The following is a 10,876-nucleotide window of genomic DNA, read 5'->3' as shown; positions in this document are numbered from 1 at the left end:
GCGAGCCAGCATCATGTCGTACAGGGCCGGCGGTGGCCGCAACGGTCGCGCGATCAGGCGCGCTCCGGGTCGACGGCGGTGACCGCCGTGCGCACGAAGGCGTGTTCGTGGCGTGCAAAGTCCCACTGTTCGATGAGGCAGGATCCTCCCGCCTCGGATCCGGTTCGCGCCGGGTCATCGCGCGCACCGGACGCCTCGCCCCAGCGCAGGATATTCACCGAATTGGGCGCCTCGAGGCGGATGCGCGACGACACCGCGGTTCCGGCCTGGACCACCCACAGTCGCCGCGCCAGACCGTGCTGCGCCAGCGTGTAGGGCAGATGAATGTGCCCGCCCAGCACGAGGTCCGCGCCGGCGGCCGACCACGCCCGCAGGGCGGCATGGTGGCCGCGCAACAGGTTGACGTGGTCCTCGGCCCTGGTGACGGCCGCGGGCTGGTGCACCACCACCACGCGCAACTGCTGCGCGCTGGCCGCCGTCAGCAGGCTTGCCACCCGAGCGATCTGCTCCGCCGACACCTCCCCGTGCTTGTGCCGCCATGCGCGCGTGGTGTTGACGGCGACGACGAGCAGATCCGGCGCGGCGTGCACCGGCTCGAGATCGGATCCGAACGCCCTGGCGTAGCGCGCGTACGGGCGGGTGAGGCGCGCCCACAGGTCGAACAAGGCAATGTCGTGATTGCCCGGCACGGCCACGACCGGCGCCCCCAGCCGGTCGACGAAGGCCTTCGCCGCGCGAAACTGGGCGGGCCGCGCCCGCTGCGTGATGTCGCCCGACAGCACCACCACATCGGGCCGCTGCTGGGCGGCCAGCGCGACCAGGGCCTCGACCACCCGCGGCTGCTCGGTGCCGAAATGGGTATCGGAGATGTGCAGCACGACACTCATGGCACCGCCCTCATGTCTTTGCCTCGGGCGCGCTTGCCGTCGCCGCTGCGCCAGGCGCCTGGAGCACGTACAAGGGCTTGTCCAGCACGCGAATGTCGATCGGCGCGCGCATGCGTGCGACCTCGCCGTCGAACGCCACCGTGACCTCGCTGTGGCCGGGTGCCAGCCTGGGCCTCACCACCATGTGCTTGAACTCGAAGCTGTCCACGCCAGCGGCTTCCCCCAGCCTGCCCATTGCCCCGTGCACCATCAACCCGAGCATCGACAACGTGCCGATCGGCCGCAGCATCAGCGCCGCCAGACTGCCGTCGCCGGGCGTGCCGGCCAGGGTGTCTTCCGGTTCCGCGCCGAACTGTTGCAACTGCAGCCAGTTGTTGCACACGAACAGCGTCAGGGTCTGCACGTCGCGCACCGCCGAAGCCGTCTCGACGTGCAGCCGCAGTCGGCGCTGCGCGCGCAGCAGCGTCGCACACGCGGCCACGAACGCCACCCAACGGCTGCGGCCAAAGCGCGCCTTCCAGGCCTCGCGGTCCTGCAACAGTTCCGGGTACGCGCCCATGCTGGCGTTGACCAGGAACACCCGGTCGTTGATCGCCCCCACCTGCACCGGCGTCGGGCGCGCATCCATCAAATAGTGCGCCGCAGCGGCCGGCTCGGTGGGTATGCCGTGCGTCCGGGCAAAGTAATTGAAGGTGCCGTAGGGGATGACGCCCATTGGGCAACCGGCTTCGTGCGCAGCTTGCGCCACCGTGCTGAGGCTGCCATCGCCGCCGACGGCGACCACCGCCGTCCCGCGCGCCACCGCCGTCGCTGCGGCCGCGCTGGCCACCCGCGCCAGATCGTCAGGTTCGCAGCTCAGCAATTCACCCTTGCGCCCATGCGCGGCGAGGGCCGCCTCGATCACGGCACGCTTGGCATCGAGGTCGAGGGCGCCCGCACCGGCGTTGATCACGAACAGCAGGGCCGCCGCGGGGTCGACGTGCGGGGCCGACGTCGCGGCGCGCGGCGCGCGGTCGCCCCCTATCGACTGCGGCTGGAGATTCTCATTCATGCTGCAGCCGAACGGCGTCTGGATTGCGGGTGTTGGGCATGCGCTGTGTTCTCCGGAAGATGCGGCGGTGGAAAGCCTGCGGATTGCATCGTTACCCACGAGCCCGCAACGCCGCCATGTTGTTGCGGCCTTCAGACCCGCGCCGGTGCAGGCCGCCGCGATCGAACACGACGAAACCTCGGGGAACCGTCGAGACCGACAAGAGTCCGAATGGCCAGGCACTTCAAGCAGAGTCTATCGGTGATGAGCGACAAACGACGGGCCAGCGTGGAACGGATTGCCGGGGCGCAGCTTGCATCGATGAACGGTACGATGGCCGACGCCGTGGGTCAAAGCAACCGCCAACGCATGGTGTGGCTGAGCCTGCTGGCAATGCCGCTGCTTTTTCCGGTGGCGCTGCCGGGGATGGCCTCCATCGTGGGCGCCTTTTGCATCCTGGTCGCGTTCGGGCTGTTCAGCGGTCAGCCGGTGCCCCTGCCCGCCTGGCTTGCCCGACGCGAGATGAATGGGCGCGCCAGGGCGCTGCTGGCGCGAATGATCAGCCGGGTCGTCAATGTCATCGCCGTGCTGGGACGACCGCGCCTGCTGCGCTTGAGCGACAGGCCGGCGCGCATGGTGAACGGGTTGATGCTCTGCGCCGCCGGGCTGTCGATGATGGTGCCGGTGCCCATCATCAGCTTTGACAACGTGCTGCCTGCGCTGGCCATCGTCCTGATCGCCTGGGGGCTGCGCCTGCGCGACGGCCTGATGCTGCTGGGCGGCTACCTGGTGACGCTGGCCGCGATCGCTTCGGTAATCCTGCTGTGGTGGGGCGGCACGCTCGCCGCCACCGAATTGCTGTCGCTGACCGGCCTCGCTTTCGGCCGCTAAGCGCAGGCGCGTACGCGGCGGATACGCCAGGGTCGGCTCGATCGCATCCGGGCTAGACGCTCCCGAAGTCGATGAAGCGCTGTTCGATGTCGACACCGAGCAGTTTCACCCGCACCGCATCACCCACGTCCCGCCCTTCGAACCCGCGCACCATCCGGCCCTCGACCATGGGGGCGGTGATGCGCACGAACGTGCCCTTCGGTGTCGCGCCGGTGACGATGGCGTCGAAGCGGTCGCCAATCCGGTCATGCAGCAGGTAAGCGGCGGCGGCCTTGAGCACGCGGCGCTCGACCGTCGACGCCTTGTCCTCCTGGATGGTGCAGTGCTGCGCAATGACGTCGAGTTCGGCGATGGAATAGGGCATTGCCTGTTGCGCCAGCGTTGCCTTGAGCAGCCGTTGGGTGACGAGGTCGACGAAGCGACGGTTGGGCGCGGTGGAGTGCGCGTAGTCGTTGACGGCCAGCCCGAAGTGACCGGCGGGCGGTGCGTCAGGCGGTGCTGCCACATAGGCGCCCGACCCCAGCAGCTTCACCACGGCGAGCGACAGATCTTCGAAGCCGGACGGCTCGGCCGCACGGCGCGCAGTCAGGAAGCGGTCGAGCGCCAGCGCGTCGGGCGCCACGGGCAGGATGGCGCCGTGCTGCGCGGCCAGTTGCACCAGCCGGTCCCAGCGCCTGGGTTCCTCCAGCACCCGACGCAAGGAGGGCTGACCATGCTGGGCCAGGAAGCGGGCGGTGGTGCCGTTGGTCGCGATCATGATGTCGGCGATCAGGTCCTTGGCCCGGTTCTTCCGGTCGGCGCGCAGGTCCACCAACTCACCCTTGTCGAACACCGGCCGCGCCTGCGACGTCATCACGTTCAGCGCCCCACGCTGCTGGCGCCAGCGGCGCATGCTGCGCGCCACCTGGTCGTGCACGCGCAGTTGCGCCTGCAGCGCCGCATTCCCGGCGATGGCGGCCGGCGGTGGCGCCTGCATCTCGAGCCATGCCGCCACGCTGTCGTAGGCGAGCTTGGCGTGGTTGCGCACGGCGGCGCGGTACAACTGCGCGTCGGTGACCGATCCCTCGCGGTCGACGTTCATGTCCACGACCACGGCAAGCCGCTCCTCGCCTTCGTGCAGGGAAGTCCGATCGTTCGACAACAGCGGCGGCAGCATCGGGAAGACGCCGGTTGCCGTATAGACCGAGGTGGTGTTGGCCGCGGCATGCGTGTCGACGCTGCCGCCACGGCGCACCAGCGCATCGACATCGGCCACCGCCACGGCGAGCCGCACGCTGCCATCGGGCAGGGCTTCGGCCCAGGACAACTGGTCGAGGTCGAGCGTGTCGTCGTTGTCGATCGAGAACCACTGGCGGCCGCGCAGATCACGGATGTCGCCCGAGCGCTCCGCGCCGTCCTGGGCAAGGTGCTCCGCCTCGCGCAGCACTTCGGGCGGGAACACCGGCTCGAGGCCGTTCGCGCGCATTTCATCGGCGGCAATCTGGGCGAGGTCGGGAGCGTCCATGGCGATAGGAGGGGTGGTGGCAGAGTTGGATTGTGATGGGTTTGCGGAGGCTGAAGGGGATTATCGCGATGAAATGCTTGCGGTAGCGCAGCTTGGGGGGCCGTTACCGACCCCGAACTGCCTGATGATGTTTTCAAGGTCAAAGTCGGCTTTCTGATCTTCAAGCCGCCAGTCTGTTTTTCAGTCTGGCCAACTCTTTCTCAGCCTCAGCCACCAATCAGCTCGTGCCGATTGAGCGGCCGCTGTTGTCCCCACCGCTGCTGCACGGCAGCTCAGTGCCGTCGAACGGGAGGTCTCCAGTTCATGGAACCGGTGGAATGCAAAAATCATCTCGCTATTCATCTTCCGTTAACCTGACGTATGCAATTGTTGATCCGCCCGACATGTCGCGTTACCTCTTATTTTTGCGAGACGGCACCGCCTGACCCTAGTCGGACTCGATTCACTCTGATCGCAATCCCGCTACTCGAAGGAACCACCATGAGCAGAACTCTTCGATCGCTCGTGCTGACAGGCTTATGTGTCAGCGCCGCTAGTGTCCAGGCACAACAATGGGAAGCACTACCCGAGAAGCCACCAATCCCCGCAGAGAATCCGCAAACCGACGCGAAGGTCGCGTTGGGCAAAATACTGTTCTTCGACCCCCGCCTATCCGAGCACGGAACGCTCTCGTGCAATTCGTGCCATAACGTCATGGCTGGCGGCGATGACAACCGCCCCAACTCGATCGGCATGCATGATGCACGCGGCGGGCGAAGTGCTCCGACAGTCTGGAATGCCGCTTATCAGTCGGTACAATTCTGGGACGGGCGTGCGGCCACCCTCGAAGAGCAGGCCAAAGGACCGATCACCAATCCCATCGAGATGGGGATGAGCGATGCCGCTGTCGCAATGGAACGACTCAAGGGCATCCCTGACTATCTACCGCTGTTCAAGACTGCGTTTCCTGGTGCCAATGATCCGCTCACAATGGACAACGTCGCAAACGCGATTGCAGCCTATGAACGCACTCTCGTTACGCCGAACACACCCTTCGACCGCTATGTCAGGGGAGACAAGACGGCGTTGACCGAGCAACAGGTACGCGGCATGCAAACCTTTGCCGATCTGGGCTGCACTGCCTGCCACTCTGGCGCCAATTTCAGCGGACCCGCAATGCCGACTGGGGTAGGCTTCTTCATGAAGTTCCCGACCTTTGCCGGCAGCGAATACGACAAGAGATACGCCCTCCTCGATGACACCGGTCGCCACGTCGCAACCGGGAAGGAAGAAGACAAGCACATGTGGCGGGTTCCGACCCTGCGTAACGTCGCATTGACGGCGCCCTATTTTCATAACGGGCAGGTGCCGACACTGGAAGAGGCCGTGCAGGTGATGGCGAAGACGCAGTTGAACAAAACGATCGAGCCAGCCCAACTCAAGGATGTGGTTGCTTTCCTGACCAGTCTCGGCGGCGATTTTCCCGCCCAGACGATGCCGCGCCTGCCGATGACGACCGGCGTGAGCATCGTACCGGCGGTTGATCCTCACCTTCCGACCAATCCGGTAGGCCACTGAGGAGGCTCCCTTGCTATTCGGACGCCGCCACAGCCTGCGGCGGTCCGTCATCGCAGCGGTTCTTGCCACCGAACATGACTGCATTTTGCGCCCCGGTGCATGAACCGATCATGAAGTCCGCGTTCACCGCCCATTCATGCAGCCGGCGCGCCCTGCGCGTCACCGGACAGCGGTTCCGGGTGGGTGAATACGCGGGCCCCCGGATGGATCGCCTGAATTTCGGCCTCGATCTCGTGGAGCAGATCGTGAATACGCAGAATGGTCCAGTCCGGGGGTACCCGAACGTCGACATAAATGAAACTCTCTACACCGGCACTGCGGGTGCGAAGATTGGCGGGCTCGATGCCGCGTAGCGCGAAACCCTGCAGAACGGTTTCGATTGCGCTCACTTCTCCCGCCGGCAATGATGCATCCATCAGGCCATGGGCGGATGCGCGCACCAGCCGCGTACCCTCGACCAGAATGTTGATGCCGACCGCAATGGCCACCAGTGCATCCATCCACAGCCAGCCGCTCAGACTGGCAAGCCCGAGCCCAGCGAGCACCCCGGCAGAGGTCCAGACATCGGTCATCAGATGGCGTGAACTACCCTCGAGCGCGATCGAGCGCAGGCGTCGCGACGCACGCCGCAAAGCCAATGCCACCAGCAGGTTGATGACGCTGCTGCCGACCGAAAGCGCGAGTCCGAATCCCAGCGCCTCGAGCGGCTGCGGCTCGAGCAGGCGCATTACGGCAGACCAGATGATTGCGCCAGCAGCGCCAAATATCAGGATGCCTTCGAAGCCGGCCGAGAAGTATTCAGCCTTGGCATGACCCAAGGGGTGTTCAGCATCCGGCGGGCAACGGGCGATCGTGATCATCCACAACGCGAAGACCGCGCCGGCCAGGTTTACAAACGATTCCATCGCATCGGAAAGGAGCCCGACGGAGCCGGTGACCCACCACGCAAGCGTTTTGAGCAGAATGGTCGCAATCGCGGCAGCGGTCGAGATCCAGAAGAAGTGACGCGCCTGCAGCTTATCCAGCATGGAGATCATTTATCTGGCTCGGGAGAGAAATTCGGTAGGTCGGTAGAATCAGCATAGCCGATGAGAACCTTTTGAGAATGCCGCTGGCTCGCACCCCGAGCACGAGCCGGCATCAACCGTGCGGATGGTCAGCGCGCGCCTCACGTGCCCTGGCAGGTGAGCCCGCCCCGCGTCGTGCGCGATCACAGTTCGTGCCCCCAAGCGCAGATGCCGCCGTGCAAGTTGTATCCAAACGCAAGCTCCTGGGTTTCGTTCAGCCTGCCTTCATGTTGGGCGGTTCAAATTGTCTCCACGGTCTCAGCCGAGACCCGAAAAGCATTCAAACCCTTTGAAGGAAAGACAACAATGAACAAGCTCCTCGCCTCGCTTCTGCTCGCGCTTGCCGCCACCAGCGCAATCGCCGGCCCGACCTGCAATGCCCCGCAAGACCAGTGGATGAAAGAGGCCGACTTCAAGGCCAAGATCGAATCCCAGGGTTACCAGATCAAGACCTTCAAGGTCAGCAAGGGCAAGTGCTACGAGATCTACGGCTTCGACAAGGACGGTAAGAAGGTCGAGATCTACTTCGACCCGATCACCGCTGCCGAGCTCGAAAGAAAGGGCTGAGCAACGCCCCCCATAGAATCGGCACAGGGCCCCGCGACCGGGGCTCGGTCGCCAGGTCAGGCACTGAATTCAATCAACCCGGGGATGTTCATGAACCCGCCACAAACTGTTCGCGTGTGGGACCCCTTCGTACGCGTGTTCCACTGGAGTCTGGTGTCTTGCGTGATGCTCAACTACTTCGTGGTCGAAGACGGCGAAACACTTCATCAATGGCTGGGCTACATCGCCACAGCGCTCGTCGCTGCCCGGATCGTGTGGGGCTTCATCGGCACCCGATATGCGCGCTTCGCCGACTTCTTCCCGACACCGCAGCGATTACTCCGTCATCTGCGCCAGGTGGCCTCCGGGCAGCCAGACTTTCACCCGGGGCACAATCCGGTCGGTGCATTGATGATGCTCGCGTTGATTACGTTGGTGCTGGGCCTGGGCCTGACTGGCTTTCTTCAAACCACGGACGCGTTCTGGGGCGTGGAGTGGATGCAGGAACTCCATGAGGTGCTCGCATCGACGTTGATTGCGTTGGCGGGGCTGCATGCATTGGCGGCAATCGTGATGAGCCGTGTCGAGCGCATCAATCTGGTCGCCGCAATGGTCACCGGCGTGAAGATTCGCAAGCGGGCTCAGCAGAGCACATGAACACCGAGGGCTCGGTGATGTCCTGCGGCTCGCCGAATGCGCCGGGCATCAGCCTGGAATTGATCTTTCCCGCAACCGCGCCCAGAACTTCAGGCGGCGGGCCGACCGTTCCCCACAGCGGCGTCCCGATCGGGTCCGGGGCGATGGAATTGACCCGGATGCCCTGGGGGCGAGTTCTGCCGCCGGGGTCTGGGAAAGGGACTTCAGGGCCGCCTTGCTGGCGCTGTAGATGGCCAGGCCGGGAAAGCCCACCTGGGTCAGGAAGGTGGTGATGGGGAGAAGACATTCAAGACCCCGCCCCAGGATTCGGCAAATCCAGCTCTCGCCCAAGCGCCAGCGCTGCCGCCGCCTCCGCGTGAATCGCCGTGGTATCGAATAAGGGCACGCTCGCGTCCTCGTCCCCGACCAGCATCGAGATCTCCGTACACCCCAGGATGATCCCCTGCACGCCGCGCTCGACCAGGCGCCGCATCACGTCGCGATAGGCCTGGCGCGAGGCCTCCTCGATGCGCCCCAGGCAAAGCTCCTCGTAGATCACCCGATGCACCAGATCGCGATCGTCCGCCTCGGGGATCAGCACCTCGATGCCGTGCTGCCCCGCAAGGCGGCCGCGATAGAAGTCCTGCTCCATCGTGAAGCGCGTGCCGAGCAGGCCGACGCGGTGCAGGTCGGCGTGGTGGATTGCGGCTGCGGTGGGGTCGGCGATGTGCAGCAGCGGGATCTTCACCGCGGCCTCGATGGCCGGCGCCACCTTGTGCATGGTGTTGGTGCACAGCACGATGAAGTCGGCACCGGCGCGCTCCAGCGCCCGCGCGGCGTCGGCCAGCAGCGCGCCGGCCGCGGTCCAGTCGCCGTTGTGCTGCAGGCGCTCGATCTCGGCGAAATCGACGCTGTAGAGCACGATCTTTCCCGAGTGCAGGCCGCCGAGCCGGGCCTTTACGGCTTCGTTGATCTGACGGTAATACGGCACGGTGGATTCCCAGCTCATGCCGCCAAGGAGGCCGATGGTTTTCATGGGGATAATGCGCAGGAAGCGGAGACGCCACATCATGCCATGGCTATTTCCCGGGCTTCATCGACATCACCGGCCAAGACCGCAGTCCCTCATTCCGTACGCGAGCAAGCATGACTACCCTCCGCCTCATCCTCGGCGACCAGCTCAACGCCGCCCATTCCTGGTTCCGCGCGCCGCGCGCCGACGTGCTCTACCTGATGATGGAGGTGCGCAGCGAGACCGACACCGTGCGCCATCACGCGCAGAAGGTGCTGGGGATCTTCGCCGCGATGCGCGCCTTTGCCGACGCGCTGCAGGCGGCGGGGCACCGCGTGCGCTACTTGCGGATTGGCGACGCCGACAACCGCCAGGCCTTTGCCGCCAACCTGGCGCAGGTGGCAGCCGAGTGTGGCGCGACGCGCTTCGAGCGCATGGAGGCCGACGAGTGGCGGGTGGAGCAGGTGCTGGACGAGGCCGCGCGGGCGCTGGCCCTGCCGCATGCGGTGGTCGGCAGCGAGCACTTTCTCGCCGAGCGCGCCGAGCTGGCGCAGCGCTTCGCCGCCAAGGTGCCGCGCATGGAGTTCTTCTACCGCGACATGCGCCGCCGCCATCGCGTGCTGGTCGACGCCGATGACGCGCCGGTGGGCGGAGTGTGGAACTTCGACGCGCAGAATCGCGAGAAATGGCCGGGCGACCCGCCGGCGCCGGCGTGGCCGTGGAGTGGGCACGATCTGCGAGCGCTGTGGGACGAGATCCTCGCCGCCGGCGTGCAGACCATCGGCACGCCGCACGCCGATGCGCTGCGCTGGCCGATCACCCGGCGCGAGGCGCGCGCCGGGCTGGCGCACTTCATCGAGCACGCCCTGCCCTGGTTCGGCCCCTACCAGGACGCGATGAGCACGCGCTCCACGACGCTGTTCCACTCCGGGCTGTCGTTCGCGCTCAACGTCAAGCTGCTGCACCCGCGCGAGGTCATCGACGCCGCGGTCGCCGCCTGGCAGGCGGGCAAGGTCGAACTGGCGAGCTGCGAGGGCTTCGTGCGCCAGATCCTGGGCTGGCGCGAGTTCGTGCGCGGGGTGTATTGGGCGCGCATGCCGGGCTACGCAGACACCAACGCGCTCGACGCGCAGCGCCCGCTGCCGGCCTGGTACTGGAGCGGCCACACCAGGATGGCCTGCCTGCGCCACGCCATCGGGCAGTCGCTGGACACCGCCTACGCCCACCACATCCAGCGCCTGATGATCACCGGCAACTTCGCGCTGCTGGCGGGCTGCGACCCGGACGCGGTGGACGCCTGGTATCTCGGCATCTACATCGACGCCTTCGAGTGGGTGGAGATGCCCAACACCCGCGGCATGAGCCAGTTTGCCGACGGCGGCGTGATCGCCAGCAAGCCCTACGCCGGCGCGGCGAGTTATATCGGCAAGCAGTCGGATTACTGCAAGGCCTGCACCTACGACCCCAAGCGCCGCCACGGCAGCGACGCTGCCAGGCGCGACGCCAAGCCCGCCTGCCCGTTCAACAGCCTGTACTGGGACTTCCTGCTGCGCCACGAGGCCCGCTTCGCACGCAACCCGCGCATGGCGATGCCGTACAAGGCGTGGGCGAAGATGGATGCGGCCGAGCGCGCTGCCACCCGCGCCCAGGCGTCGATTTACCTCGCACAGATCGACGCCTTATAGGCGCGCAGGTCGGCTCGATTGTGGGAGCGGGCTTGCCCGCGAAAGTGGCGCTCGACCCTGC

10 protein-coding genes are annotated in these 10,876 nt (G+C 65.9%); 5 read left to right on the top strand and 5 right to left on the bottom strand.

Annotated features, from left to right (window positions below; all coding sequences use genetic code 11):
• Positions 1-53 precede the first annotated feature (53 nt).
• The gene (locus RBT54_RS03285; protein ID WP_320364064.1) at positions 54-887 is read right to left on the bottom strand and encodes a metallophosphoesterase family protein; all 834 of its coding nucleotides are present in this window, start codon (positions 885-887) and stop codon (positions 54-56) included.
• A gap of 10 nt (positions 888-897) precedes the next feature.
• The gene (locus RBT54_RS03280) at positions 898-2,037 is read right to left on the bottom strand and encodes a diacylglycerol/lipid kinase family protein (RefSeq protein WP_320364062.1); all 1,140 of its coding nucleotides are present in this window, start codon (positions 2,035-2,037) and stop codon (positions 898-900) included.
• Between the two features lie 144 nt (positions 2,038-2,181).
• Between RBT54_RS03280 and RBT54_RS03275 the strand changes: the two genes are divergently transcribed.
• The gene (locus RBT54_RS03275; protein WP_320364060.1) at positions 2,182-2,808 is read left to right on the top strand and encodes an exopolysaccharide biosynthesis protein; all 627 of its coding nucleotides are present in this window, start codon (positions 2,182-2,184) and stop codon (positions 2,806-2,808) included.
• 52 nt (positions 2,809-2,860) lie between these two features.
• Here RBT54_RS03275 and RBT54_RS03270 read toward each other — a convergent pair whose 3' ends face one another.
• Positions 2,861-4,312, bottom strand: coding sequence for an RNB domain-containing ribonuclease (locus RBT54_RS03270; RefSeq protein WP_320364058.1), 1,452 nt, complete (start codon positions 4,310-4,312; stop codon positions 2,861-2,863).
• Positions 4,313-4,792: 480 nt separating this feature from the next.
• Here RBT54_RS03270 and RBT54_RS03265 point away from each other — a divergent pair, with 480 nt between their 5' ends.
• Positions 4,793-5,869 (top strand): cytochrome-c peroxidase, encoded by a 1,077-nt coding sequence (locus RBT54_RS03265; protein ID WP_320364055.1) that lies wholly within the window; start codon positions 4,793-4,795, stop codon positions 5,867-5,869.
• A 134-nt stretch (positions 5,870-6,003) separates the two neighbouring features.
• Here RBT54_RS03265 and RBT54_RS03260 read toward each other — a convergent pair whose 3' ends face one another.
• Complete coding sequence (locus tag RBT54_RS03260; protein WP_320364053.1) at positions 6,004-6,906, bottom strand: cation diffusion facilitator family transporter; 903 nt, start codon at positions 6,904-6,906, stop codon at positions 6,004-6,006.
• A gap of 336 nt (positions 6,907-7,242) precedes the next feature.
• On the opposite strand from RBT54_RS03260, the gene RBT54_RS03255 reads away from it, so the two are divergent.
• Positions 7,243-7,503, top strand: a complete 261-nt coding sequence (locus tag RBT54_RS03255) for a PepSY domain-containing protein (RefSeq protein ID WP_320364051.1) — start codon at positions 7,243-7,245, stop codon at positions 7,501-7,503.
• 84 nt (positions 7,504-7,587) lie between these two features.
• Positions 7,588-8,139: a cytochrome b/b6 domain-containing protein gene (locus tag RBT54_RS03250; RefSeq protein WP_320364049.1), complete on the top strand. Its 552-nt coding sequence runs from the start codon at positions 7,588-7,590 to the stop codon at positions 8,137-8,139.
• A gap of 286 nt (positions 8,140-8,425) precedes the next feature.
• On the opposite strand, the gene RBT54_RS03240 is transcribed toward RBT54_RS03250, so the two are convergent.
• Positions 8,426-9,154 (bottom strand): aspartate/glutamate racemase family protein, encoded by a 729-nt coding sequence (locus RBT54_RS03240; protein WP_320364045.1) that lies wholly within the window; start codon positions 9,152-9,154, stop codon positions 8,426-8,428.
• 110 nt (positions 9,155-9,264) lie between these two features.
• On the opposite strand from RBT54_RS03240, the gene RBT54_RS03235 reads away from it, so the two are divergent.
• Positions 9,265-10,815, top strand: a complete 1,551-nt coding sequence (locus RBT54_RS03235; protein WP_320364043.1) for a cryptochrome/photolyase family protein — start codon at positions 9,265-9,267, stop codon at positions 10,813-10,815.
• The last annotated feature ends 61 nt before the right edge of the window (positions 10,816-10,876 follow it).

Source organism: Thauera sp. (genome assembly GCF_034003485.1).
Classification (GTDB): Bacteria; Pseudomonadota; Gammaproteobacteria; order Burkholderiales; family Rhodocyclaceae; genus Thauera.
Note: the sequence above shows the minus strand (reverse complement) of the source record. Positions and strands in the feature narration are given on the sequence as shown.

Coding starts and splice junctions, on each gene's coding strand:
- RBT54_RS03285 (WP_320364064.1), bottom strand. CDS start 887: ATGAGTGTCGTGCTGCACATCTCCGATACCCATTTCGGCACCGAGCAG.
- RBT54_RS03275 (WP_320364060.1), top strand. CDS start 2,182: ATGAGCGACAAACGACGGGCCAGCGTGGAACGGATTGCCGGGGCGCAG.
- RBT54_RS03270 (WP_320364058.1), bottom strand. CDS start 4,312: ATGGACGCTCCCGACCTCGCCCAGATTGCCGCCGATGAAATGCGCGCG.
- RBT54_RS03265 (WP_320364055.1), top strand. CDS start 4,793: ATGAGCAGAACTCTTCGATCGCTCGTGCTGACAGGCTTATGTGTCAGC.
- RBT54_RS03260 (WP_320364053.1), bottom strand. CDS start 6,906: ATGATCTCCATGCTGGATAAGCTGCAGGCGCGTCACTTCTTCTGGATC.
- RBT54_RS03255 (WP_320364051.1), top strand. CDS start 7,243: ATGAACAAGCTCCTCGCCTCGCTTCTGCTCGCGCTTGCCGCCACCAGC.
- RBT54_RS03250 (WP_320364049.1), top strand. CDS start 7,588: ATGTTCATGAACCCGCCACAAACTGTTCGCGTGTGGGACCCCTTCGTA.
- RBT54_RS03240 (WP_320364045.1), bottom strand. CDS start 9,154: ATGAAAACCATCGGCCTCCTTGGCGGCATGAGCTGGGAATCCACCGTG.
- RBT54_RS03235 (WP_320364043.1), top strand. CDS start 9,265: ATGACTACCCTCCGCCTCATCCTCGGCGACCAGCTCAACGCCGCCCAT.